Annotated in this window: 27 protein-coding genes and 2 pseudogenes; 21 read left to right on the top strand and 8 right to left on the bottom strand. The window is 60.4% G+C overall.

Annotated elements, in window-relative coordinates; all coding sequences use genetic code 11:
* Positions 1-29: 29 nt before the first annotated feature.
* The 3 genes from repA (at position 30) to repC (ending at position 3,738) form a co-directional block, all read left to right on the top strand.
* Complete coding sequence (gene repA, locus FHT79_RS00670) at positions 30-1,247, top strand: plasmid partitioning protein RepA (protein ID WP_028755939.1); 1,218 nt, start codon at positions 30-32, stop codon at positions 1,245-1,247.
* Entirely contained in the window at positions 1,244-2,233 is a 990-nt protein-coding gene (gene repB / locus FHT79_RS00665; protein WP_028755938.1) for a plasmid partitioning protein RepB, read from the top strand. Before repA ends, repB begins: the two co-directional genes overlap by 4 nt.
* 200 nt (positions 2,234-2,433) lie before the next feature.
* Positions 2,434-3,738: a plasmid replication protein RepC gene (gene repC, locus FHT79_RS00660; RefSeq protein ID WP_028755937.1), complete on the top strand. Its 1,305-nt coding sequence runs from the start codon at positions 2,434-2,436 to the stop codon at positions 3,736-3,738.
* A 522-nt stretch (positions 3,739-4,260) separates the two neighbouring features.
* Here repC and FHT79_RS00655 read toward each other — a convergent pair.
* Positions 4,261-4,465: pseudogene (locus FHT79_RS00655) on the bottom strand (hypothetical protein); the annotation flags it as partial.
* A gap of 77 nt (positions 4,466-4,542) precedes the next feature.
* Positions 4,543-4,805: pseudogene (locus tag FHT79_RS00650) on the bottom strand (type II toxin-antitoxin system Phd/YefM family antitoxin).
* A gap of 222 nt (positions 4,806-5,027) precedes the next feature.
* Between FHT79_RS00650 and FHT79_RS00645 the strand changes: the two are divergent.
* The 10 genes from FHT79_RS00645 to FHT79_RS00600 all read left to right on the top strand — a co-directional run bounded on the left by FHT79_RS00645 (position 5,028) and on the right by FHT79_RS00600 (position 15,746).
* Complete coding sequence (locus FHT79_RS00645) at positions 5,028-6,020, top strand: LLM class flavin-dependent oxidoreductase (protein ID WP_028755936.1); 993 nt, start codon at positions 5,028-5,030, stop codon at positions 6,018-6,020.
* Positions 6,021-6,044: 24 nt separating this feature from the next.
* A complete protein-coding gene (locus FHT79_RS00640; RefSeq protein WP_028756192.1) occupies positions 6,045-7,394 on the top strand; it encodes an LLM class flavin-dependent oxidoreductase in 1,350 nt (449 codons plus the stop codon).
* A gap of 17 nt (positions 7,395-7,411) precedes the next feature.
* Positions 7,412-8,611 (top strand): M20 aminoacylase family protein, encoded by a 1,200-nt coding sequence (locus FHT79_RS00635; RefSeq protein WP_028756191.1) that lies wholly within the window; start codon positions 7,412-7,414, stop codon positions 8,609-8,611.
* A complete protein-coding gene (locus tag FHT79_RS00630; RefSeq protein ID WP_028756190.1) occupies positions 8,608-9,165 on the top strand; it encodes a GNAT family N-acetyltransferase in 558 nt (185 codons plus the stop codon). The genes FHT79_RS00635 and FHT79_RS00630 overlap by 4 nt, the downstream gene beginning before the upstream one ends.
* 37 nt (positions 9,166-9,202) lie before the next feature.
* Positions 9,203-10,975 carry an amino acid ABC transporter permease/ATP-binding protein gene (locus tag FHT79_RS32355; protein ID WP_097542522.1) on the top strand — a complete coding sequence of 591 codons (1,773 nt, stop codon included), beginning with the start codon at positions 9,203-9,205 and terminating at the stop codon, positions 10,973-10,975.
* 92 nt (positions 10,976-11,067) lie between these two features.
* Entirely contained in the window at positions 11,068-12,012 is a 945-nt protein-coding gene (locus tag FHT79_RS00620; RefSeq protein ID WP_028756189.1) for an ABC transporter substrate-binding protein, read from the top strand.
* Between the two features lie 80 nt (positions 12,013-12,092).
* The gene (locus tag FHT79_RS00615; RefSeq protein WP_028756188.1) at positions 12,093-13,031 is read left to right on the top strand and encodes an ABC transporter substrate-binding protein; all 939 of its coding nucleotides are present in this window, start codon (positions 12,093-12,095) and stop codon (positions 13,029-13,031) included.
* A 4-nt stretch (positions 13,032-13,035) separates the two neighbouring features.
* Complete coding sequence (locus FHT79_RS00610; RefSeq protein WP_049813424.1) at positions 13,036-14,073, top strand: LLM class flavin-dependent oxidoreductase; 1,038 nt, start codon at positions 13,036-13,038, stop codon at positions 14,071-14,073.
* A 52-nt stretch (positions 14,074-14,125) separates the two neighbouring features.
* Positions 14,126-14,722 carry a DsbA family protein gene (locus FHT79_RS00605; RefSeq protein ID WP_028756186.1) on the top strand — a complete coding sequence of 199 codons (597 nt, stop codon included), beginning with the start codon at positions 14,126-14,128 and terminating at the stop codon, positions 14,720-14,722.
* Positions 14,723-14,822: 100 nt separating this feature from the next.
* Positions 14,823-15,746 (top strand): fatty acid desaturase, encoded by a 924-nt coding sequence (locus tag FHT79_RS00600; protein ID WP_028756766.1) that lies wholly within the window; start codon positions 14,823-14,825, stop codon positions 15,744-15,746.
* Between the two features lie 140 nt (positions 15,747-15,886).
* On the opposite strand, the gene FHT79_RS00595 is transcribed toward FHT79_RS00600, so the two are convergent.
* Positions 15,887-16,483: a TetR/AcrR family transcriptional regulator gene (locus tag FHT79_RS00595; protein WP_028756767.1), complete on the bottom strand. Its 597-nt coding sequence runs from the start codon at positions 16,481-16,483 to the stop codon at positions 15,887-15,889.
* 103 nt (positions 16,484-16,586) lie between these two features.
* Here FHT79_RS00595 and FHT79_RS00590 point away from each other — a divergent pair, with 103 nt between their 5' ends.
* Both FHT79_RS00590 and FHT79_RS00585 read left to right on the top strand, forming a co-directional pair.
* Positions 16,587-17,630, top strand: a complete 1,044-nt coding sequence (locus FHT79_RS00590) for a saccharopine dehydrogenase NADP-binding domain-containing protein (protein ID WP_028756768.1) — start codon at positions 16,587-16,589, stop codon at positions 17,628-17,630.
* Between the two features lie 282 nt (positions 17,631-17,912).
* The gene (locus FHT79_RS00585; RefSeq protein WP_165932217.1) at positions 17,913-18,251 is read left to right on the top strand and encodes a hypothetical protein; all 339 of its coding nucleotides are present in this window, start codon (positions 17,913-17,915) and stop codon (positions 18,249-18,251) included.
* Between the two features lie 59 nt (positions 18,252-18,310).
* Here FHT79_RS00585 and FHT79_RS00580 read toward each other — a convergent pair whose 3' ends face one another.
* The gene (locus tag FHT79_RS00580) at positions 18,311-18,931 is read right to left on the bottom strand and encodes an XRE family transcriptional regulator (RefSeq protein WP_028756770.1); all 621 of its coding nucleotides are present in this window, start codon (positions 18,929-18,931) and stop codon (positions 18,311-18,313) included.
* The gene (locus FHT79_RS00575) at positions 18,921-19,106 is read right to left on the bottom strand and encodes a hypothetical protein (protein ID WP_028756771.1); all 186 of its coding nucleotides are present in this window, start codon (positions 19,104-19,106) and stop codon (positions 18,921-18,923) included. Before FHT79_RS00575 ends, FHT79_RS00580 begins: the two co-directional genes overlap by 11 nt.
* A gap of 400 nt (positions 19,107-19,506) precedes the next feature.
* Here FHT79_RS00575 and msuE point away from each other — a divergent pair, with 400 nt between their 5' ends.
* From msuE to FHT79_RS00545, 6 genes are all read left to right on the top strand, one after another.
* Positions 19,507-20,067, top strand: a complete 561-nt coding sequence (gene msuE, locus FHT79_RS00570) for an FMN reductase (RefSeq protein ID WP_028756772.1) — start codon at positions 19,507-19,509, stop codon at positions 20,065-20,067.
* Positions 20,068-20,078: 11 nt separating this feature from the next.
* On the top strand, positions 20,079-20,276 hold the full coding sequence (locus tag FHT79_RS00565; RefSeq protein WP_028756773.1) for a hypothetical protein: 198 nt from the start codon (positions 20,079-20,081) through the stop codon (positions 20,274-20,276).
* 96 nt (positions 20,277-20,372) lie between these two features.
* Positions 20,373-20,549 (top strand): hypothetical protein, encoded by a 177-nt coding sequence (locus tag FHT79_RS00560; RefSeq protein ID WP_164735886.1) that lies wholly within the window; start codon positions 20,373-20,375, stop codon positions 20,547-20,549.
* A 13-nt stretch (positions 20,550-20,562) separates the two neighbouring features.
* Positions 20,563-20,715 carry a hypothetical protein gene (locus FHT79_RS00555; RefSeq protein WP_165932218.1) on the top strand — a complete coding sequence of 51 codons (153 nt, stop codon included), beginning with the start codon at positions 20,563-20,565 and terminating at the stop codon, positions 20,713-20,715.
* A 67-nt stretch (positions 20,716-20,782) separates the two neighbouring features.
* Positions 20,783-21,364 (top strand): alpha/beta fold hydrolase, encoded by a 582-nt coding sequence (locus FHT79_RS00550; RefSeq protein ID WP_028756774.1) that lies wholly within the window; start codon positions 20,783-20,785, stop codon positions 21,362-21,364.
* A gap of 10 nt (positions 21,365-21,374) precedes the next feature.
* Positions 21,375-21,677: a hypothetical protein gene (locus FHT79_RS00545; protein WP_028756775.1), complete on the top strand. Its 303-nt coding sequence runs from the start codon at positions 21,375-21,377 to the stop codon at positions 21,675-21,677.
* A gap of 160 nt (positions 21,678-21,837) precedes the next feature.
* On the opposite strand, the gene FHT79_RS00540 is transcribed toward FHT79_RS00545, so the two are convergent.
* From FHT79_RS00540 to tauA, 3 genes are read right to left on the bottom strand one after another with little or no spacing between them, the layout of a single operon-like run.
* Positions 21,838-22,692, bottom strand: a complete 855-nt coding sequence (locus FHT79_RS00540) for an ABC transporter permease subunit (protein WP_028756776.1) — start codon at positions 22,690-22,692, stop codon at positions 21,838-21,840.
* Positions 22,689-23,477, bottom strand: a complete 789-nt coding sequence (locus FHT79_RS00535; protein WP_028756777.1) for an ABC transporter ATP-binding protein — start codon at positions 23,475-23,477, stop codon at positions 22,689-22,691. Before FHT79_RS00535 ends, FHT79_RS00540 begins: the two co-directional genes overlap by 4 nt.
* 56 nt (positions 23,478-23,533) lie before the next feature.
* On the bottom strand, positions 23,534-24,547 hold the full coding sequence (tauA, locus tag FHT79_RS00530) for a taurine ABC transporter substrate-binding protein (protein WP_028756778.1): 1,014 nt from the start codon (positions 24,545-24,547) through the stop codon (positions 23,534-23,536).
* Positions 24,548-24,741: the final 194 nt, after the last annotated feature.

The raw sequence follows: 24,741 nt of genomic DNA, 5'->3' as shown, positions 1-24,741 counted from the left end.
AATCACTCGATTTATCAGGATTTGCGTGAATGCCGACCAAGGTCGCGATTGTTGAGAAAGCCAAGAGAGCGAGTCCAGTCTCGATCGACGAGACGATTGCGCAGGACTCGACGATGCTCGGCAGCCAGCTGCAGGTGCTGTTCGAGCGATTGTTTTCACCCAATGCCCGCAAATCGTTGCGGCGGTTCAGCAGCACCGAGGCAGCCAAGCTGCTCGGCGTCACCGACAGCTATGTTCGTCATCTCGCCGCCCAGGTCGAGAGCATCAGTCCGGAAAAGACGGCGGCTGGCCGTCGGGTATTCTCGCTCGAGGAAATCCATGCGATGCGCCAGCACCTCGGGCGCACCAAACCCTCCTATTTGCCGATGCGCCGACCGGGCGACCATCTCCAGGTGATCGCCGTGACCAATTTCAAGGGCGGCTCCGGCAAGACGACGACATCAGTCCACCTGGCGCAGTTCCTGGCTCTGCGTGGCTACCGCGTGCTCGCCGTCGACCTCGATCCGCAGGCGTCGATGTCGGCGATGCTCGGATATCAGCCCGAATTCGATGTCGGCGAAAACGAGACACTTTACGGCGCCATTAAATATGACGAGACGCGCCGCGATGTTAGCGACATCGTCCGTCAGACCTATTTCCCTGGGCTCGATCTCATTCCCGGCAATCTCGAACTGCACGAGTTCGAACACGATACGCCAAAGGCGCTTGCCGACACCAACCGCGACGACAAGGACATGTTCTTCATGCGGGTTGGTAATGCGCTGCATTCGCTGGAGCAGAACTACGACGTCGTCATCATCGATTGCCCACCGACCCTGGGCTTCCTGACGCTGTCTGCCCTCTGCGCCGCAACCTCCGTCCTGATCACCGTCCATCCGCAGATGCTCGACGTGGCGTCGATGAACCAGTTCCTAACGATGACCTCCGACCTGCTGGCCGTAGTCAAACAGGCAGGCGGCAATTTGGATTACGACTGGATGCGTTATCTCATCACCCGCTATGAGCCCAATGATGGGCCGCAGGCGCAGATCGTCGCCTTCTTGCGCAGTCTGTTCGGCGAGCGCGTGCTGACGGCGATGATGGTCAAGTCGACGGCTGTCTCGGATGCGGGACTCTCTAAGCAGACAATCTACGAGGCAGGACGCGAGACGATGCATCGTCAGACCTATGACCGCGGGGTGGAATCCGTCGACAGCGTCAATGCCGAGGTCGAGCAACTCATCCGCAGCGCATGGAGCAGGACATGAGCCCAAAGGGACGCGACATCCTGAAAAGCATGGTCGGCGCCGTCGAGCCGACACGGCCGGAGGCGCCAATCGCGCAGCCGCCGCACCGCCCATCGGGAGCGGTCAAGGCGATGAATTTGTCGCTTGGCCGGTTGGGAGAGGAAGCGGCTGCCGCCAAGGCGCTGCGTGAATCGCTGGCCTCCGGCGACAAGGTACTGGAGATCGATCCGGCTGCCGTCGAAATGTCCTTTATCCGCGACCGTATCCCGGTCGATAGGGATGCAGAGTTCGAGCGATTGAAGCAATCGATCCGGGACAGCGGCCAGCAGGTTCCGATCCTGGTACGGCCGGACCCGGTAAGGGCTGGGCACTACCAGGCCGCCTATGGCCACAGGCGCCTGCGAGCCGCGGCAGAGATCGGGGTTCCCGTCAAGGCCGTCGTGCGAAAGCTCACGGATGAAGAGCTGATCCTCGCACAGGGCCAGGAAAACGGCCCCCGAGTCGACTTGAGTTTTATCGAGCGGGCACTGTTTGCGCGCCGCCTGGATGAGCATGGATTCAGCCGCGAGATGATCGCCACGGCGCTGACAACCGACAAGCCGGAAACCTCACGGCTCCTGCAGGTGGCTCAGACCATCGACCCCGAGATTATTCTCGCCATTGGGCCGGCTCCCAAGGTTGGACGCCCGCGCTGGCTGGCGTTTGCCGAAAAATTCAGGGAGACGGGCGGGCAGAAGAAGGCCCAGGCCGCAATCGGTGCCCGCGGCTTCCTGGCGTTGGACACCAACAGCCGCTTTGATGTCATCTGGAAAGCGCTGGAGGAGAAGACCCCACCGCAGCGGGCCGAGCAGACCCTCCGGGCCCAGGGTGGCGCTCCGCTTGCTTTGGTGGCCCGCTCCGGCAAAACCTTTCGCATCACCGTCAAATCGGCGGCGTTTTCGGAATTCCTGGCTCAGCGGTTGGTAAGCCTCGCCGCCGAGTTCGAAGAGGAGAATGAGGGAAAATGAGGCAGTCAGACCGGATTGTCAGCTGACAATCCGGATAGGAGATAACGCGCAAAAGAAAAAAGCCCCCGAACGTCACCGTCACGGAAGCTTTCCTCGTAGTCTTGAACACCTCCGAGAATCGCACTTCCGAGAATCGCTGTCAAGAGTTTTTGGCGCCGTTTTGGCGAGCGGATTTCTTTTGCCTCGTTGAGGTGGAAGATATGGAAACCGGGAATGTGACGACGCCCTTCGGGCGGCGGTTAATGACGCTTGGCATGCTCACAAGCCAGGTAATGGCACGCGAGATCAAGACTGATCAGTCCGTCGACAAGTGGAGATTGTTTCGCGCGCTCTGCGAAGCAAAGCCGCTTCTCGGCATCAGCGATCGAGCGCTTGCCGTACTCAACGCTCTTTTGAGCTTTTATCCGAAGAACGAGCTGGCGCAGGAAAACGGTTTGATCGTATTCCCATCAAACATCCAGCTTTCGCTCAGAACGCACGGCATGGCCGAGCAGACCGTCCGGCGTCATCTCGCCGCGCTCGTCCAGGCAGGTCTGCTGTTGCGCAAGGACAGCCCCAACGGCAAGCGTTATGTCCGCAGGAACAGGGCAGGGGAGGTCAACGAGGCGTTCGGCTTCTCGCTTGCGCCACTGCTTGCCCGTGCTAGCGAGATCGAACAACTCGCAGCCGAAGTGATGGCCGAGCGGCTGCATGTCCAGCGTCTGCGCGAACGCATCACTCTCTGCCGTCGCGACATCGCAAAATTGATCGAAGCAGCCGTCGAGGAACAGATCCCTGGCGACTGGCAAGGCCTGTACTGCGAGTTCCGAGACCTGATCGAAGGCCTGCCCCGATCCCCGACGGCGTCGCAGCTCGAACTGTTGCTGGATGAATTGACGACTCTGCGGGCAGATGTCCTTAACCGGTTGGAAATTCGGATTGAATCAATAAAAGAGCGCGGCAATGCCAATTATATTGAGCGCCACATACAGAATTCGAATCCCGAATCTAATTCTGAACTTGAACCAGACTTCGACACGAAGCAGGGCGCGATGCCGGAGCAAGACAACGGGCGACGGGCCGCGACGTCAGAAGAGGGTAGAGCTGAGGCAGCCCATTCGAGTCGGTGCGAGAAAGAGCACAGTCTACGGACAGGCGGCCGCAATGATGGTGACCGACTGAAATCCTTCCCGCTCGGCTTGGTTCTGCAAGCCTGCCCGGAAATTCTCGCCTATGGTCCGGGCGGTATCATCCGCAACTGGCGCGATCTGATGACCGCGGCGGTCACGGTTCGCTCGATGCTCGGCGTCAGTCCGTCGGCCTACGAAGAGGCCGCCAATGTGATGGGTCCGGAAAACGCGGCAACCGTCATGGCATGCATCCTGGAGCGCGGTGGCCACATTAATTCGGCTGGTGGCTATCTTCGTGGCCTGACACGACGAAGCGAAAAGGGAGAATTCGCGATCGGCCCGATGCTGATGGCTCTTCTGCGGGCAAATGCGTCGGCCGGACGGAAATTTGGATAGGTCTTCGGCTCCGTGTGGGCGGCGGCGGTGGCTAAGCTCGGGCAAAAGTCTCTGCAGGCTGCTATGAAGAGCTCCATCCCCAAAGCCTTCGAAAGAGCTCTTTGGTTTTGCGGATCGTATGGATGAGAGGTGCCACCAATGCAAAGAGGTCCAAGCTTTGCAACGGGCGTGCAGCAGGCCCTTTTCGACAATGTCGTATCGGCTGGACCGATGCGGGCATAGACGGTGTCGGCGCGCATGATGGTAATTTCCTCGCCCTGGTCGGCGCGTTCGAAGAGGTCGGCAAAATTCTTGCGAGCCTCGCTGTTTGTGGCTGGTCTACTGCGTGGTGTCGGCCCCCGCGAAAGAATGTCGCGGCGCGGTGCCACGATCTATGGGAACGTAAGGACACCTTGAAGACCTCACTTCGATAACGAATCCTTCTCGGAAGTGAGGGAGAAATGCACAAGTCCATCCCGTGCGGCGGAAGTAATAGGCGATATCACTTCTGGTTAACGGCACGTTTGCTGTGGCATCAATGGGTTATGAGATACGGGCGGTTAGGGCGGCTTTGTCCTCCGGCAGGAATCGGCCATGGTACTGCCGGATCGTGTCTGGGGGCTGGATCGTATAGCTTGCCTGCTCGTAGAAGCCGGTCAGCTTCAAGATATGGACAAGGACGTCGCGCACATAATGCACGCCTATGCGGTAAGACGCCCCTGATGGCGGCCAGGCTGGTGTACGGGTTGGGAAATCCCTCAGGCTCGGTGCATGGGCTCTCGATGTCGCGTTCCGCGTCCTCAGCGAAAAGAACACCATAATGAATTAGGATTGGCTGTCGGCCAGACGTTTGCTGATCCGTGCGAAGGATTCCGCAGCGGGGCGCAGTTTGCCCTCCTCGACCTGCCGGTTGGTGAGCGCCAGCGTCTCCTGTGTTCTTCATATTGGCCGACGTCCTGAAGGACAGCTTTCGCTTCTCCGTGAAGCGTAATGACGACCGGCTGCGAATGATCCTTAAGTGTCCGAAGGATCGTCGGCTCATGCGCCTTGAGGTCGCTGATCGGCTTTAGCTGTTTTGACAGCTTCATTCACTTACGCCCTTTCGACCGGAAAATTGATCCTTGAGTGGTCGATTGAAAGAAGCCCTCCGCTGCCGGTGAGACCCAGTTCTGGGCAGGCGATTTCCATCTTATGTGCGGCCATCTTTTTTTCACTCAGCGTGTTCGAAAGAGAATGTCATTTCTTATAATGATGTTTGTCTACTGATTTTATAGACTAAGCTTTGCAACCAGGGATCCGATCGTGACGTCATGACCTACCTCCTCAGTCTTCTCGACAAAAGCCCGATCGAACAGGGTTTAACCGCCGCAGATGCGTTGCGGGCGACGGTCAAGATTGCTGCCCGGGCCGAGGAACTTGGTTATCACCGTTTCTGGGTCGCCGAGCATCATAACATGTCCAATCTGGCGAGCTCGGCGCCAGAGGCGCTGATAGCTTACCTTCTCGCAAAGACGTCGAAAATCCGCATCGGCTCCGGTGGCGTCATGCTGCAGCATTACAGCGCATATAAGGTTGCGGAGACCTTCAATCTTCTGGCTTCGCTTGCGCCCGGCCGCGTCGATCTCGGTGTCGGCAAGGCGCCGGGCGGCTTTCCGCTGTCGACGCGCGCTCTCCAGCTAGCCGTCGATCCATCCAGGAAGCCGGATTTTGCCAGCCAGCTTGCCGATCTCAACACCTATCTCGCCGCCGACCCGAATTATGATGGTGCGCAGGCGACCCCTTTCCCGCCGACGGCTCCCGAACGTTTCCTGCTCGGCGCCAGCGTCGAAAGCGCCGAGCTGGCCGCCGAGAAGGGTTGGGAACTTGTCTTTGCCGGTCACCTGAACGGCGATCCGGACAATTTGCGCAGGACCTTCGAGGCCTATGAGCGGGTATCCGGCGGCAAGCGTCCGATCCTGGCGCTCGCAGCCTTTGCCGCCGAAAGCGAGGACTACGCCCGCGAGCGCGTCGGCAAACTGCGCATCGTCAAGGTGTTCCTGCCGAACGGCCAGACCGTGAATGTCGGCAGCGAGGAGCAGGCGGCCGAATTCGCTCGCCAGGCCGGCGTCACCGATTACCGCACTGAGGAAAAGGTGCCGAGCGTGCTGCATGGCACGGCGAAGCAGATCCGCAAGGAGCTGGACGAGCTTCACCGCAGCTACGGGGTCAAGGAGTTCGTGCTCGACACGCCGGCGCTTTCGGTCGCCGAGCGTCTTGCCTCCATCGAACTGCTCGCCGCGGAGCGGCTTTCCCTCGTCGCCTGACCGTTTCCAAGAAGGATTGATCCCATGGCTCAGAAACACGTCACGTTCGGCATCATGCTGCAAGGTCCCGGCGGCCACATGAATGCCTGGAAACATCCAAGCGGACCGGCCGATGCCAGCGTCAATTTCGACTTCGTCGTCAAGACGGCGCGTAAGGCGGAGGCGGCCGGCATCGCCTTCGCCTTCGTTGCCGACGGGCTTTATATCAACGAGCAGTCGATCCCGCATTTCCTCAATCGGTTCGAGCCGATCGCCATCCTCTCGGCGCTTGCCGCCTCGACCTCGAAAATCGGCCTCGTTGGCACGGTCTCGACCTCCTACAGCGATCCCTTCACCATTGCCCGCCAGTTCGCCTCGATCGATCTCATCAGCGGCGGCCGGGCAGGGTGGAATGCCGTGACCTCGCCGCTAGAGGGTTCGGGGCGCAATTACAGCCGCGAACATCCCGAACACGAACTGCGCTACGAGATCGCCGAGGACTATATCGATGCGATCAAGGGTCTATGGGATTCCTGGGACGATGACGCCTTCGTGCGCAATCGCGAGACCGGCGTCTATGCCGACAAGACGAAGATGCATCGCCTCAATCACAAGGGCCGGTTCTTCCGTATCGAGGGACCGCTCAATATCGGCCGTTCCAAGCAGGGCCAGCCGGTCGTGTTCCAGGCGGGCGCCTCGGATTCCGGCATCAGGCTCGCCGGCAAGCATGCCGATGCCGTCTTCACCAATGGCGGGCCGTTCGAGGAGGCGCAGGCCTTTTATCGCCAGTTGAAGGACAGCGTCATCGCTCATGGGCGTCCGGCGGCGGAAGTCGGCATCTATCCGGGTATCGGGCCGATCGTCGGGGCGACGCAGGAAGAGGCGGAAGCCAAGTACCAGGCGATCCGCAACCTCGTCACGATAGAGGAGGCGCTGCTCTATCTCGGCCGCTTCTTCGATCATCATGATTTCAGTGTTTATCCGTTGGACGAGCCGTTCCCCGAACTCGGCGATATCGGCAGGAACAATTTCCGCGCCACCACCGACCGCATCAAACGGACGGCGCGGGAGAAGGGCTTGACGCTCCGCCAGGTCGCGCTCGATTCGGCAACGCCGCGCACCGCCTTCATCGGCACCGCCGAGCACATCGCCGACGAAATCATTCGCTGGGTGGATCAGGGCGCGGCCGACGGCTTCATTCTCGGCTTTCCCGTCATCGCCGAGGGTTTCGACGATTTCTCCAGATACGTTCTGCCGATCCTCACGGAGCGCGGTTATTTCGATCCGGTCCTGAAGGGTGAGACGCTGCGCGACCATCTCGGCCTACCCTTCCGCGAAAGCCGCTATGCGGCGGATGCGGAGCAGCTCGAACGCGGAAAGGCCGTCGGCGCCTGAAGCGCCGGCGAACCGTCATGGATATCATCGCTCAAAACCCGCGCAGCAACGATCCGGTCGAGAAGGGCATCGCTGCCTACCTCGACGAGATCATCGCGCTTCGCCACGATCTCCACCAATATCCGGAGCTTGCCTTCCAGGAGCTCAGAACCAGCAAGCTTGTGGCATCTCACCTTTCCGCCTGGGGCTACGAGGTGGCGACGGGCATTGCCGGCACCGGCGTCGTCGCCACCCTCCGGCGCGGCGACGGCAAGAAGCGGATCGGCATTCGCGCCGACATGGATGCGCTGCCGATCGAGGAGGCGACCGGGCTGGCCTATGCCAGCAGCAATCCCGGCGTCATGCACGCCTGCGGCCATGACGGACATACCGCGATCCTGCTCGCCGCCGCCCGTTATCTCTCAGAGAACGGCAATTTCAACGGCACGCTGCGGCTGATCTTCCAGCCCGCCGAGGAGATTGGCGCCGGCGCCCGCAAGATGATTTCGGAAGGTCTGTTCGAGCGTTTTCCCGTCGATGCGGTATTCGGGCTGCACAATTGGCCGGGTGTGCCGACGGGCAAATTCGGCTTCGTCGCCGGCCCGGCCATGGCTTCGGTCGACAAGGCGATCATCAAGATCATCGGCAAGGGCGGCCATGGCGCCGAACCGCACCGCACCGTCGATCCGGTGCTCGCTTCGGCCTCCTTCATCACCGCGCTGCAGAGCGTCGTCTCGCGCAATGTCGATCCGCAGGAGATGGCGGTCGTCACCGTCGGCTCGATCCATGCCGGCTCCGCCTCGAACGTCATCCCGGAAAGCGTCGAGATGCAGCTGACCATGCGGGCCTACAGCGAAATCGTCCGTCAACTGTTGCGAGAGCGCATTCCGGCCCTTGCCCATGCCCAGGCCGAAAGCTTCGGCGCCGAGGCCGATGTGAATTATCGCCTCGGCTTTCCGGCGCTGGTCAATCATGCCGGGGAAACCGAATTCGCCAGCCGGGTCGCATATGACGCTCTTGGTCCAGCGGCGATCGAGAAGGATTTCCGACCGAGAACCGCGAGCGAGGATTTCGCCTTCATGCTGCAGGCGAACCCCGGCAGCTACCTCTTCGTCGGGAATGGCGACAGCGCTCCTCTCCACAGCGCCCATTACAATTTCAACGACGCGATCATCGCGCCCGCCGCCCGCTATTGGGTGCGGCTCGCCGAAACCTTCCTCACTGATGACAACGGGTGATGAACGATATGAGCGATACGTTTCTCTATACCAGTCCTCTCGACCCGCGCGCCAAGCCGCTGATTGATGAATTGATCTACGAATATGACAGCCGCTACGGCACCTATTTCAATGCCGAAGGTGCGGCCGCCGAGCTCAACCGCTATCCCCCCGAAGCCTTTGCGCCGCCGGATGGCAATTTTCTGCTGTTGATCCGCGATGGCGAAACCATCGGCGGCGGCGCCTTCAAGCATTATGACGAACGCACGGCCGAGTTCAAACGTATCTGGACGCGCTCCGATCTGCGCCGGCAGGGCCTTGCCCGCAAGGTGCTGGTGGAGCTGGAGGCCCAGGCCGCCCGCCAGGGCTATGCCCGCATCTATCTCACGACAGGCTTTCGCCAACCCGAGGCCGTCGGCCTCTATCTGAACTATGGCTACACCGCGCTCTTCGACACGTCAGCCGATCCCGAGATCTACAAGAGCCTGCCTTTCGAAAAGGACATCACCCATCTCGCCGAGCCTGCTCTCGACGATGCCGAGCCGCGGTTGCGCGTGGCCGGCGCAAATTACTGAAAGCGGCAAAGACCGACAATCATAAAAGGGAAGCACAATGGCACTGACGACGGATTTCGCCGGCATCGACCCCGGCAGCAGGACGGCAGAATCGAAGGACTATTCCCGGTACCGGATCGTGGCGGCGCGCCATCCCGAACGGTTGGCAGGCACGGTGTTCGCCGCCTTCGTCATCATCGCCGTGCTCTATTCCACCTTCACCAATCCGCGCTGGGGTTGGAGCGTCTTTGCCGAATGGTTCTTTGCCGAGCCCGTGCTCGTCGGCCTCGGAAGGACGCTGCTCCTGACCGCGCTTGCCGCCATATCCGGTTCCATTCTCGGAACGGCGCTGGCGCTTGCCCGCGTTTCCAAGTCGCCGCTGCTTTCCGGTCTTTCCTGGGGCTATATCTGGCTGCTGCGCTCGATCCCGGTCATCGTGCTGCTGCTGATCCTGAACAATCTCGGCTATCTCTATGAGACGATCAAGATCGGCATCCCCTTCACCGATACCGTCTTCCTCGATTATCCCACCGTGCAATTGCTGACACCCTTTGCCGCCGCCTTTCTCGGCCTCACGCTCAACCAGTCGGCCTTCTTTGCGGAAATCGTGCGCGGCGGTATCCTTTCAGTCGATCATGGTCAGCTGGAAGCCGCCGCCGCACTCGGCCTGCCGCGCCGCCGCCAGGCTTTCCGCATCGTTCTGCCGCAGGCCATGCGCTCGATCCTGCCGACCGGCTTTAACGAGCTGATCGGATTGGCGAAGAGCACATCCATGGTTTATGTGCTGGCGCTGCCGGAGCTCTTCTATACCGTCCAGGTGATCTACCGCCGCAATCTCGAAGTCATTCCGCTGCTGATGGTCGCGACCGTCTGGTATCTGATCATCATGACGGTGCTGTCGGTCGCCCAGCACTATATCGAGCGCTATTTCTCAAAGGGTGCCGTGCGCAATCCGACACCGCTGCCCTTCCAGGCATTCTTCGAACGCTTCCGCCGTCCGCTGCTAGCTCTCGATACGGCGAGCGAGCGAGTGCGCAGGCCCGGCTTCGATGATGCGGCGGCCCTGCGGACGGGTGGTGCGGTGCGTATCCATGGTATTTCCAAAAGCTTTGGCTCGCTGAAGGTGCTCGATGATGTCGAGCTCAGCCTTCCCGCCGGCAGCGTGACCGCAATCCTCGGCCCGTCCGGTTCCGGCAAGTCGACGCTTCTGCGTGCCATCAACCATCTGGAGCGTGTCGATGAAGGCTTCATCTCGGTCGACGGCGATTTCGTCGGCTACAGCAGGAAGGGCGACACGCTCTACGAGCTCAAGGAAAAGGATATTCTCACCCGCCGCGCCGATATCGGCATGGTCTTCCAGAGCTTCAATCTGTTCCCGCATCTGACCGTGCTTGAAAACCTCATCGAGGCGCCGGTCCAGGTGCGCGGCGTCAGCCGCGAGGAGGCGGTGCAATTGGCGCAGGAGCTGTTGGCCCGCATCGGCCTCAGCGACAAGATCAACGCCTATCCGCGCCAGCTTTCCGGCGGCCAGCAGCAGCGCGTGGCGATCGCCCGCGCCCTGGCGCTCCGTCCCAAGGTGCTGCTCTTCGACGAGCCGACCTCGGCGCTCGATCCGGAACTCGTCGGCGAAGTGCTCGATGTCATCAAGGAGCTTGCCCGCACCGGTACGACGCTCGTCATCGTCACCCATGAAATCGGGTTTGCCCGCGAAGTCGCAGACACCGTCGTCTTCATGGACGGCGGCCGCATTCTGGAGGCCGGCCCGCCGGCCCGCATCTTCACGCAAGCGGAACATCCCCGAACACGGGAATTCCTCGCCAAGGTTCTCTAGCGCCCGATAGCGCTGGCGAAATGCCGGGCCGCGACGGGCTGCTCTGGCTGAATGACAATAACTACAACCCAAAGATGAAATGGAGAAGGGGCATGACATTTACAGATAGGGCAAGGCTGCTGATAACGGGAGCCGTCACCATTGCCGCGATCGGTTTCGGTTCCGCTCAGGCGCAGCAGAAATTCGATCTCAGCCCCGAGCAGCCGAACCGGCTGAGGGTGGAAAAGAACGAGAAGCGCATTGCCGAAGTCAAGGACTTCAAGTTCGTCGAAAACGGCGTCTTCACCGTCGGCATCAGCTCGAGCGGCAATCTGCCGCTGCACGATTATGCCTCCGATTCCAAGACCGTTATCGGTTACGACGTCGATCTGGCGCAGGCGATCGCCGACAGCCTGGGGCTGAAGCTCGAGCTCGTTTCCGTCGCCTGGGCCGATTGGCCGCTGGGGCTGACCTCGGGGAAGTTCGATGCGGTGATCTCCAACGTGACCGTCACGGAAGAGCGCAAGGAGAAATTCGACTTCTCGACCTACCGCAAGGATGAGCTCGGCTTCTACGTCAAGGCCGACAGCCCGATTGCGGCGATCAAGGAGCCGAAGGATATTGCCGGCCTGAAGGTCATCACCGATGCCGGCACCAACCAGGAGAAGATCCTGCTGGAATGGGACCGCCGGAATGTCGCCGCCGGCCTGAAGCCGATCGAGGTGCAATATTATGACGACGATGCGGTCAAGGATCTCGCCGTCCAGTCCGGCAGAGCCGATGCCGTCTTCAGCGTAAACGCGACGCAGGCCTATTCGGCCGGGATAAACGGCAAGACCAAGCTCGTCGGCACCGTCAGCGGCGGTTGGCCGATCACGGCAGAAATTGCCGTCACCACACGCAAGGGCAGTGGCCTGGCAGCGCCCTTGACCGATGTCGTCAACGATCTGATCGCCAGTGGCGCCTATCGCAAGATCCTCGATACGTGGAACCTCGGTCCCGAGGCAATCGACAAGGCTCAGACCAACCCGCCCGGCTTGCCGAAGAGCGGTTCGTAATCTTGGTCTGGTGGACCGGCGTTACAGGGTAGCGCGCCGGTCCGTTCCCACTTCTCGACGCAAACGGAGACATATTGAACGTGACGATCCATCCGACATCTCGCACTTTGCTCTTCGCAGCCCTGGTGTCAGCATTGACTGGTTTCGGTTCCGCCCACGCGGCCGAGGATTTTGACCTGAGCCCGGAACAGCCGGGCCGGCTTCATGCCGCCAGGAACGATGCGGCCATCGCTGCCATTCCTAGGGAATTCAAGTTCGTCACACCCGGCAAGTTCACCATCGCCGTCAGCCCCGGCGGCCCGCCACTTGCCACCTATGCCACGGACGCCAAGTCGGTGGTCGGGGCAGATCCCGACTATGCCTATGCCATTGCCGACAGCCTCGGCCTGACGCTGGAGATCGTGCCCGTCGCCTGGATCGACTGGCCACTCGGCCTGACCTCAGGCAAATATGACGCCGTCATCTCCAATGTCGGCGTCACCGAGCAGCGCAAGGAGAAATTCGATTTCTCCACCTACCGCCAGGGGCTGCATGGTTTCTTCGTGAAATCCGACAGTGCCGTCACCTCGATCAAGGAGCCGAAGGACGCCGCCGGCCTCAGGATCATCGTCGGCGCCGGCACCAACCAGGAGCGTATCCTGGTGAAGTGGAGCCAGGAAGATGTCGCCGCCGGCCTGAAGCCGATCGAGCTGCAATATTACGACGACGAGGCAGCAAGTCTTCTCGCGCTGCGGTCCGGCCGGGCCGATGTCATCGTCCAGCCGCATGCGCAGCTCGTCTTCATTGCCGCGCGCGACAAGAACATCAGGCGTGTCGGCACGCTGAGCGCCGGCTGGCCTGATCGCTCGGATGTTGCGATCACCACCCGCAAGGGGAGCGGGCTGGCCGACGCGCTGACTGTCGCCACCAACGGCCTGATCAAGGATGGCACATACGCAAAAATCCTCGACCACTGGCACCTGTCCGAGGAGGCCCTGCCGGCGTCGGAGACCAACCCGCCCGGCCTGCCGAAATATTGATGGGATGGCACGAGTGGGCAATATATCCATCGGCCATATCGGCTTCCTCACCCCCGGCAACTATCCCGACGACGACCCGCTGTCGGGATTGGAGCAGACGCTGCAGCAGCTGCAATATGGCGAGAATCTGGGTTTCGACAGCGCCTGGGTCCGCCAGCGGCACCTGGAGCCTGGAATCTCTTCTGCGAGCGCCTTCCTGGCGGCGGCGACGCAGCGCACCAGCCGGATCGAGCTCGGAACCGCCGTTATTCCGATCGGTTATGAAAGCCCCTATCGGCTGGCTGAAGATCTCGCCACCGTCGATATTCTGTCGCGCGGGCGGCTGAATATCGGCGTCAGCGCCGGCCGGCCGCTGCACGCAGACCTGGTCGCCCCGCTCGTCTTCGACGGCGACTGGACGGGTTACGATTTCTCGCATGATCGCGTGGCGCGTTTTGCCGACAATCTGCGCGGCACCTATCTCGGCGACGAGCAGACCTTGATCAAGACACCGTTCGGCCCGCAGCGGCCGCGGCTGCAGCCTTATGCCAAGGGCCTGATCGACCGGATCTGGTATGGCGGCGGGTCGCAGCGCTCGGCCGAATGGGCCGGCCGCAACGGCTTCAACCTGTTGACCGGCAATGTGATCACGGGGGAGGGAACGGATGATTTCTTCACCGCGCAATCGCGGCTAATCGAAACCTTTCGCGCCGCGGGCAAGCAGCGCCGCGTCGCGCTGGGCCGCGTCATCGTGCCTTTCGACAGCGCCGATGCGGCAACGCGGCGCCGATATCGAGACTATGCCGATGGCCGCCACGAGCGGACCCTTTCGCCACAGGGCGAGCGGCGCACGCTTTTCGCCCGTGATATCGTCGGCACGTCGGACGAGATTTTGGCGCAGCTTTTTGCCGATCCGATCCTGCCCGAGGTCAGCGAGCTGAGGCTGGAACTCCCTTACGAGTTCGAGCACGCGGAATATCGCCAAATTCTCCACGACTTCGTGACGACAATTGCACCGGAGCTCGGATGGAAAGCGCAATCCGGCATCCGTGCCGCTTCCTGAAAGGCGTCGCCCGTACGACGCCGGACCATCACCTCTTAGGGAATATGCATCAGTGACAAAATCGGTAGAATATTTCTTTTCGATCGGCTCGCCCTGGGCCTATATCGGCTTCGACGCCTTTGCCGAACTTGCGGCGAAGAACGATGTCGTCATCACACCCTATCTGACGACGGTGGTCGAGGAAAACGGCGGTATCTTTTCGCGCAATCGCCCGGAGATCCGGCGTGCCTACTGGACGCGGGATCTCAAGCGCTGGGCGCGCGTGCGCGGCAAGGACCTGCGGCTTGAGCATCGCCCGGATTTGAGCGATCCGACGCCTGCATCCCTATTCGTGATTGCCGCCTATCTCGACGGACAGGATTGGATCGGCGTTTCCCGCGCTCTGCAACATGCCTTCTGGAGCGAGGCGGAGGATATCGGCAAGCCCGATGTGCGCGAGGCGATCGTGACCTCGGCAGGTTTCGATGGCGCAGCACTTCTTCGGCGACAAGCCGACGACGATGTCCAGAACAAATGGTCGGCGGACCGCGTGCATGCCCGCGACAGCGGCGTCTTCGGCTTTCCTACCTATGTCTATGATGGCGAGATCTATTGGGGGCAGGACAATTTGTCCTTCCTCGAACGTCATCTTCACGGCGACAAGCCTTAGAGACGGATTTTTTCACATAAGTCTATAAAATAGATGGAATTTATTCCATTCTGCCGATGCCCTGCGATAAATTGGTGTGGTTGATGGGGAAATCACACGCATGCTCGACAGGACTTTGCGGGCCGCCGGGACCATTGTTCCCACGCGTTCGACGGAGTGGCCGACGGTCATTCTTGCACTCGTCATTCATGGCGGGTTTCTGGCGCTCACCTGGTGGTGCCAATCGTTGCCGCCGCTCGTGGTCATGATCGCAGGAGGTTGGCTGATTGCCTGGCACGGATCGCTTCAGCACGAAGTCATTCATGGCCACCCGACGGGAAACCAGGCGATAAACGATGCGATCGGGTCGATACCGCTGTCGCTGTGGCTGCCTTATCCGATCTATCGGGAAAGCCATCTGGAGCATCATCGCGACGAATATCTGACCGATCCGATCGAGGATCCGGAATCTTCCTATTTCACCAAGGCCGCCTGGGAGCAGCTCGGTGCGACCGGGCGGTTGCTGGCCCGGTGGAATACCACCCTGTTCGGCCGATTGACCATCGGTCCTGTGGTGATGCTGTTGAGTTTCCTTGGGCAGGAATGGCGGCTGATACGGGCGGACGAACCGGGACGGCGGCGGATATGGGCAGCGCACGGCATCGGCGTCGTCGGCGTCCTATTCTGGTCGACCGTCGTCTGCGGTATGCCGCTGTGGCTCTATCTTGCTTTCGTCTATACGGGTGCTGCGATGACGCGGCTGAGATCCTATGCCGAGCACAGATATGCTGAAAGCCATGAGGAGCGCACCGCCATCGTCGAAAACAGCCATCTCTTCGGCTTGCTGTTTCTCTACAACAATCTGCACGTTCTCCATCACCGCCGGCCGGGCATCTCATGGTATCGCCTTCCGGCGGTCTATCGCAAAAACCGCGAAACGCTTGTCCGGTTGAATGGCGGGCTTGTCTATGATGGCTATGGGGATATTGCGCGCCGGTTTTTCCTGAAGCCGCACGACGATCCCACGCATCCTCATCATTCCTAAAATTTCTACCTGAGCCGGACCGGGCAATGATGTTTGAAAAGCCGGGATTTGGGGGCTGCTCAGTCGCCCTGTCTTGCGGCTTCCTTTTGCCCCCATTTCACAGCTCTGCAATTTGTACTTTCAGCGGATGTCCAGTGTGATCAGCTACGGCTGGCGGCGATCAGGGCGTGCGCTGCATCGCGCAGCAAACCGGTGGCCTCGCCGGGTTCAAAGAGCTGCATGCTGACAAAGGCGCCGTTGATCAGAACCGCGAGTTGACCGGCGAGCCGATCGGGCGCGGCAACCGCAAGCTCCTCGGCGATGGTCTTCAGACGCCGCCGCATCTCGCGCATGTGGGCTTCGGCGACCTTGCGGGCAGGGTGATCCGCTTCGGGAAATTCGGCTGCGGTGTTGATCTGCGGACAGCCTCGGTAGTTTTCCCGCCCGACCCGTTCGCCGATCCACTCAAAATGTGCATCGAGCTCGGCCTCGGCATCGTCCGGATGCTGTTCCGTCACGCGATCCCAGGTGCTCCAGAAGTCCAGGTCTTCGCGCTTGAGGAAGGCCGCGATGAGGTCGTCCTTCGTGCCGAAATGGCGGTAGAGGCTGGTTTTGGCGACGCCGGATTTTTCGACCACAAGATCGACACCGACAGCACGCACGCCGCGCCGGTAAAAGAGTTCCGACGCCGTCTCGAGAATTCTATCCCGCACCTCGTTGCCGCCAGAGGCACGGGAGTTCGTTGCGCTTTTCGACATTCGTGTACCTCCAAGGTCGCCAGCATAACAGCAAACGGATTGACACGCTACAGACCTGTATGTTTTATTGAATACAGACAGGTCTGTAGCGCAGGAGAAAACAATGACCATCTACGAAGCCGACATCACGAAGACGTCCCAATCTATCGCGGTCTTGGGAGCGAACGGCCATACCGGTCGTTTTGTCGTCGCCGAACTGTTGCGGCGCGGTCTCAAGCCCATCGCGATTGGACGGAATGCCCAGCGGCTGGCGGCTGCGGGCTTTGCAGAGCGCGGCATCGAATGCCGCGAAGCAGCGGTCGAGGATGACGGGGAACTGGACAGGGCGCTAGCCGGCGCGGCGGCGGTCATCAACTGCGCCGGCCCGTTCATGGACACCGCCGACGCAGTGGTGCGTGCCGCATTGCGAGCGGGGATTCATTATCTCGACGTGACGGCCGAGCAACCGAGTGTGCAGGCCACGTTCGAGAGGCATGAGGTTGCGGCCCGGGAAGCGGGCATAGCCGTCATCCCGGCCATGGGTTTCTATGGCGGCTTGGCCGACCTGCTCGTGGCAGCTGTCATGGACGAGTGGGAGCACGCTGACGACATCGAAATTCGAGTTGCGCTTGACAGCTGGCTGCCGACGAGAGGCACACGCGTTACCGGAGAAAGAAACACTGCACGGCGCCTGGCCGTCAGCGGTGGGCAGCTGGAGCCGGTGCCTCAACCGCCTGCTGAAAGGGTGTCGATTTTACCGGCCCCGTTCGGCCGGCAGACTTTCGTCGAGCTTCCCTTTTCGGAAGTGCCGCTGATCGCCCGGCACGTCCGGACGAAGGAACTGCACACCTTCTTGAGCACAACCGCTCTGCGGGATGTTCGCGACTCGTCGACGCCTCCGCCGCAGGCAGTCGACGAATCTGGGCGTTCGGCGCAGCGCTTTGCAGTAGAAGTGATCGTCACGCAGGGTGACGTGCGCCGTCAGATTGTCGCACAGGGACAAGACATCTACGCCGTCACGGCTCCGATCATCTGTGAAGCGGTCCAGCGTATCCTCTCGGGACGCATCCGCGATATCGGCGCAAAGGCGCCGGCAGCCATTTTCGATGCCGCTAGCTTCCTGCAGGCGCTCGGCCCGGATCTGTCGGTCGAGATATCGGAAACTTAGTTCGGAAACGACAGACTTTCAGAAAGTCCTTCACAATGGCGTGGGGGACTTAATTCTCCTGGCGTATTCAGGGAGACTGTTCAGAGCGATCGTCCCGCTCGGGCGATGATAGCGGATGGAATTCCGTTATCTTGGCAATATTGCGCATTCCCATCGAAACCGTTCCATTCTATTGGAGGAAAAGATGGGGGAAGATTTTTTTACATTGTTTGCTCTAATTAGTTCTTTTATCTCCCGTTTCAGCGAAACGCGAAACGCCGCTATATTGATCGGAGAGAGACAATGAACCCCGCCATGAACATGATGCCGATGATGAACAACATGATGCCCGCCATGATGAACCCGATGATGGGTGGAATGATGCCGATGATGTCAGGCATGCCCATGATGAACGGCGCCATGATGCCGATGATGGCCTCCATGCCGATGATGATGATGATGGGCGCCATGAAGTGCACGATGACTGCCGAGGGCATGGTCTGCGAAATGAAGCCGATGGAAGGCATGGACAAGGACATGTTCATGGAATGCTGCAAGCGCATGATGTCGATGATGTCCGGCGGCATGCCTGTCATGATGAACTGCGGCGGCATGATAATGTGCTGCACGATGGCCGCCTGAGCCATTGGCCTCTTAGAGGAAATGACCAAGAGCCTCCGGAGACGGGGGCTCTTTTTGCGTCAGACGCGAACGTCTTCGAGATAGGTCGTCACCAGGTAGAGGATCGCTTCCGTTCCCGTCATGTTGCGGTAGATATGGGGCACGTCGGCATCGAAGATGATGGCGTCGCCTTCGCCCAGGATATGCGGCGCCTGCCTGCCGGCGATGATTTCGACGGTGCCTTGGGCAACGACCAGATTTTCCACCGTTCCATGCTGATGGGCATCGGCACTTTCGCTATGGTGCGGAGCGATCCTCAGCTCGTAGAATTCTACTTTTCGCTCGCCTTCGAAGGGGAAAAGAGCCCGTGTCCGGAAGCGCCCTTCGGACGAGGCGAGGATTTTCGATCTTGCCCGCGGCACTGTAATGATCGAGGTCTCGCCGCGTTCGGCAATCAGTGCTGCGCAGGGAATGCCGAGAGCAAGCGCGATCTTCGAGAGAATGCTGAGCGTCGGGCTGCTTTTGCCCGTTTCGATCTGGCCGAGCATGGCGCGGCTGACGCCAGCGATCTTTGCCAGCCTGTCCAGGGAATAGCCGCGGCGGGTGCGAATGCGCCGCAAATTCTGTCCTGTCTGAACGGTGATCTGCTCGGCGGCGTCTATGGTTTCGACGTCGGAGAGAAGCGCTTGATCAGACGCCATATCCGGCAATGCCCATTGCCATCACCGGGATAAAACCCCAATAGGGCACCCACATCAGAACGGGCTGCATCGCGAAAGATGCCGGCGCGAGCGCCTTTGACGCATCAGCCGCATCTTTGCAGCGCGATTGCCGGTAAGCCTGGAAATCGATGACATCAGCCGTCTGCAATGGCATGAAAAACTCCCGCTAAAATCTATAAGGAATGTATATTTTCTGCGACGGAAAGGGCAGAGCGTGTCATCCAATCGTTCCGCTGAACCGGAAATCTTATACCAATAATATCCACCCTTGCGGCAAAGCCATTTAGCCCGAGCGGTTCACCGGCGCTTTTTGCTGGTGACGGCATTGACCGCCCCCGCGGTGTTTCCATGTTCCACGACGTCTTTCCCCATTGGAGCCGATATCCCGTTTCTGCCTGCGGTCGCGAGAACCGGTGACGATCGCCCTTCAGCCTGTGCGTGCCGGGGCGAGAGCGAACGTTTTTTTCAACCAGCCGAATAAGGAGAGATGCACGTTCCTTTAATCTATCAATTTTGTAGACAATAGTTGAGGCAATCCAAAGAGAGGAAAAACCATGTCAGGTTTCAAACTCGTCGGCATTGCTGGCAGCTTCAACCGTCCTTCGAAGACATTGGCACTCGTGCGCCACGTCGCCGACCGCGCGAGCATTCGTTACGGATTTGCGAGCAAGACCTATGATCTCAATGATGTCGGTCCATCGCTGGGCAGGGCCTTGTGGCGCAAGGACCTCGACGAGCAGGCCAGACATGTCGTCGACGAGATCGTGCAGGCCGATGCCCTGATCATCGGCTCGCCGACCTACAAGGGCTCTTATCCCGGCCATTTCAAGCACCTCATCGATCTGCTCGATCCGCACGAGCTTCGTGGCAAGCCGATCATCATCACCGCGACAGGCGGCGGTGACCGGCATGCCTTGATGGTCGAGCATCAGCTTCGGCCGCTGTTCGGTTTCTTCATGGCCCATACCTTGCCGACTGCCGTTTATGCGGCCGATCGCGATTTTACCGACTATGCGGTCTCATCCGATCCGCTTTTGGCCCGCATCAACGAAGTGATCGGCGAATTGGCTGCCTTCTTCCCGGACGCAAACCCTGCACTGGCGGCGGCCGAGTAAGGGGCGCCGCCATGGTTCGATCTCAGGAGGCGAAAATGGATGATGCGGAAAGGCCGGGGCCAAGCGATCAATTGTGGAGCGTCTTCGAATTCGCCCGACGATATCGCCTCGCCAAACGCGAGGAGAACCGCCTGCTGATGCTCTACGGACCGACAGCATCGCTCCGCGATCTTCTCGCCAATGCGAGCCGTCATTCGCTGATGTCCTAGGGCAATTCCAGCAAAAGTGCACAGCGGTTTGCGTCCGGAATTGCGTGAAAACAAAAGTTCTCGCTGAAAAGTACCAGTCCCTGACAGGAGGTTCGCATGAAGCTTGATTTTCACCTCTGGCTGAAACTGACGATTGGCCGATTGCTCGAGCCGAAGGCGCCGGCTGCGCACGCGCCTGCCAATGGATTGTTCACGCGCGACGAAGAGCGCGATTGGTCCGCACGCGAATACGAGCTCCATTATTGGGGCGCCATGCCAGGCCTTTGGTATTGAGGAGAGCGGTGTGATGGCGATTGTCGTTGAGACCGAGCTGCGTCGGCACAATGCGAGAAGGGCGGGAAGCAGCGTCATGTCGCAGCTCAGGCATGCGGCCGGGATCTGCACGATCGTCAGCTCTTTCACATTCCTGTTCGCTCTGGTGATCGGGTTGATCCGATGAATGGTGCCAGATGTTTGCCCCGATGGGAAAAAGGACCGGCGCGCCGCCCGGGAGAGGATGGCGCCAGATGATCGATGTACTTATTCTTCCCGGGCTTTTCGGCTCGGGAGAAGGGCATTGGCAGCAGCATTGGCTGGAGGATCAGCCGGACAGCCGTTGCGTCGCTCAGGACGATTGGGATCATCCGAATCTGGACAGCTGGCTGTTGCGACTGGAAGGCGCGCTTGAGGAGGCCGGTGAGGCCTATCTGGTTGCCCATAGTCTCGGATGCCTGCTTGCCGCCCGGCTGGCCGGGCGAAGTGCGGCGCGCCGCGTCAAAGGAGCCCTACTCGTCGCTCCGTGCGATCTGCCGGCCACGGAAATTCTGCATCCGGGGCATATCTCGTTTGGCGCCATGCCGACGGCGCCTCTGCCCTTTCCGAGTATCGTCGTCGGCAGCATGAACGATGCCTACATGACGGTCGATCGGTTGACCCTGTTTGGCCGCCTGTGGAATGCCGAGACCAGGAATATCGGCCTTGCCGGCCATATCAATGTTTCCAGCGGCTTCGGCCGCTGGCGCAACGGCTACCGCCTGTTGCAGACCTTGAAGGCGCAGACGCGCGGTCGAAGGCATGTCGCTGCCATGCCGCCGGCTTTTGCGATGTGAGTGGAATCGGATGTCCGACATTGCCGCCGACCTCCTGCGCCTGAGCGAAGATCCGAATGCCGACCCGAGGACCAGGCGCCGGCAAACCATGGAGCGGTTGGTTCAGACGCTGCTTGCCATGGCCGATGCCGAAATCGGATCGGAAGATCCGCAGCATCGCCATTCCATTATCCATTTGACGACAATCATTCGCAATATGACCGGAAGGATCGCAGAGGCCGATGATGCAACATTTTCGGCAATCGTCAGGGAGGCCGTGATGCTGGTCCGCAGCCTGCAGCAGCGCCAGGCCGATGCGGTTACTGTGCACTGACCGATCGCGACATCCACGAGCGATGCCGCGAATTTTCGATACTCGGTGAATCTAGGATGGCCCTAACGGGCGAGCTCGGAGGTTGACGTCAACCCCCGAGCTGCACCGAATATCGCGTACGCAAGCCGATGTTTGGATGGCGCGCCATCCCGCCATTCGGTCAGAGCTTGCCTTTCCAGGGCACGAGGAACGCCTCCAGAAAGCGGATGGCGGCCGAGAAGGTGAAGGCGCAGATCGCGATGATGCCGATGCCGACGAAGACGACGTCGGTCGCCAGGAACTGTGAAGCCGACATGATCATGAAACCGATTCCGCGCGTGGAGGCGATCAATTCGGCCGCCACCAGTGTGCCCCAGCCGACACCGAGCGCAATGCGGATGCCGGTGAGAATTTCGGGCAGGGCGGAGGGCAGGACGATGTCCAGGAAGAGCTGCAGCCGGCTCGCGCCCAGCGAACGCGCGGCATTGACCCGCTCGATCGGCAGCGAACGAACGCCGGCCTGGGCCGAGAGGCAGATCGGCGCAAACATCGCCAGCACCAGCAGCGTGATCTTCGACGTCTCGCCGATGCCGAGCCAGATGATCATCAGCGGCAGGTAGGAGAGCGGCGGAAGCGGCCAGTAGAACTCGATCGGTGCGTCGAGCACGCCTTTTGCCCAGCGGTTCAGTCCCATGAGCAAGCCGAGCGGAATGCCGGCGGAAATGGCGATGAGGGCTGCGACCACGATGCGGAACAGGCTTGCAAAAATATGCTCGGACAGTGACGCGCCGGCGTAACCGTCGCGATAGACGGCGCCGATCTGTGTCAGCACCTCGTCCGGACGCGGCAGGAATAGGTGTGGAACGACGCCGAGCGCGGATACGACCCACCACAGCAGCAGTATGGCAAGCGCCGTGGCAATGCTGATGGCCACCGTCGACTTCTCACCGGCTCCGAAGCTTGCCATTTTCACCAGCTTGACCCGGCGGTCCTCACTACCAGTCGCAATCGGCGATGCCTGGACTATATCGCTCATGCGGCGCTCCTTAAATCTTCGGTGCTGTGCAGAATGGCGCGGATCTCCTCGCGCAGCTCGGCAAATTGCGGCGACGCCTTGATCGATCGGGCGTCGCCGGTTTCGGCGAAGCGGCGAACGAAATCCAGATCGAAACGCGCCACGACGCGTCCCGGTCGAGGCGACATGACCAGGACCTGCGTACCCAGGAACAGGGCCTCTTCGATCGAGTGGGTGATGAAGAAAACCTTCTTTGCCGTTTTATCCCAGATGGAAACCAGCAGTTCCTGCATCTGCTCACGCGTCAGGCTGTCGAGCGCGCCGAACGGCTCATCCATCAGCAGGATGTCGGGATTTGTCGCCAGAGCACGCGCGATGCCGACACGCTGGCGCATGCCGCCAGACAGCTCGTAGGGAAACGCGCCGGCGAATTCATCGAGGCCGACGAGCCTGAGCAACTCCCGGGCGCGCGCTTCGCGCTCCTTGCGCTTGACCCCGGCGAATTTCAAACCGAGCGCGACATTGTCGACGACGGATTTCCACGGCAGCAGCGAGTCCTTCTGAAAGACGACGCCGCGATCGGCACCCGGCCGTTCGACCGCGCGGCCGTCGAGCGTGATCCGGCCTTCCGAAAGCGGAAGGAAACCGGCAATCGCATTGAGAAGAGTTGATTTGCCGCATCCCGACGCTCCAAGCGCGACGACGAAACCCCGTTCGGGAATGTCGAAAGACACGCGATCAAGCGCGTGAACGGTCCGCCCGTCGCGGGCTGCGAAGAAAACACTGGCGTGATCGACTTTAAGCATATTCCTGCTCGCATGTTAGACGCCGGCGCGGCAAGCCGCGCCGGCGTCGGGGAGGATCAGTTGCTGACGCCGGTCAGCGCGTCGGCGGTGACGAAGGCGCCGTAATTGGCCAGCACGTCGGAGACCTTGCCCTGTTCCTTCAGGAATGATGCCGTGTCCTTGAGGATCTTGCCGGCACCCGCCTTTTCGCCGCCGCCGAGCCAGGCATCCGATGCCTGAATCTCAGGCGTCAGAAGCGTGAGGTTCTTCAGGGCCGATGCTTGCTGGTCGGCTGTGCCGCCGAGAAGCTTGGCGAGCGACTTGGCGTTGTCGCTGTCGGGACCCCAGGCGGCTTTGTCCGAGGCGAAGGATGCGTAGTATTTGTTGATGACCGACGCGAAGCCCTTCAGGAATGCCGGGTTGTCGGCGGCAAATTTCGAGGTCGCGACCCAGGCCGAGAATGTCGGCGCACCCTTGTCCGCCACGTCCTTGGAGGTGACAAGAACCTTCCCGTTCTTCTTCAGTTCGGTGAGCGCCGGATCCCAGACGAAGCCGCCGTCGATATCGCCGCGGTTATAGCTGGCGACGATTTCGGGCTGAGGGATGGCGAAGACCTGAACGTCCTTTTCGGTCAGGCCCAACGATTTGATCAGCGCCAGCAGCTGATAGTGGTCGGTGGAAACAGGCGCGGCAGCAAGCTTCTTGCCCTTCAGATCGTTCAGGCTTTCGATGCCGGAACCGTTGCGGACGACGAGAGCCTCGTCGATGCCCGAGATGGAGGCGAGGTAAAAGGCCTTGACCTCGAGCCCGCGTGATACTGCAGCCGCAAACGGGCTGGAGCCGACATAACCGACCTGAACGTCACCGGAGGCAATCGCCGCAAAGATCTCGGCGCCCGAATTAAATCTGCGGAAGTCGATGTCATACCCGGTTTCCTTGGCAAATTCGCCATTGGCGATCGCCACGGAAGACGGCAAGGCATCGGTTTGATAGCCGACCACCACCTTCTGGTCCGCCGCTTCGGCGATAACAGTCGTTGCAAGCGTGCCGACGCCGATAGCGATCGCGGCAACCAAAGTCCTGAAATTCATTTTGAGCCCCTTTGTTCAGGGCCGCACGGCCCTCGATCTCACCCGCAAAAGGGTAATGGTTGGGAACGGGCTAGCGGGAGAAATAACAAACTATATTTATAGACGATAGAGATAATTGTTTCGTGATTCTGCCGCTTGTGCGATCCGTAAGGCACGGCGAGCGATCTCGAGGCGTGAATGACGAAATGTCTCGC

Origin of the sequence: Rhizobium sp. BK212, assembly GCF_014197475.1 — a bacterium.
Classification (GTDB): Bacteria; Pseudomonadota; Alphaproteobacteria; order Rhizobiales; family Rhizobiaceae; genus Rhizobium; species Rhizobium anhuiense.
Note: the sequence above shows the minus strand (reverse complement) of the source record. Positions and strands in the feature narration are given on the sequence as shown.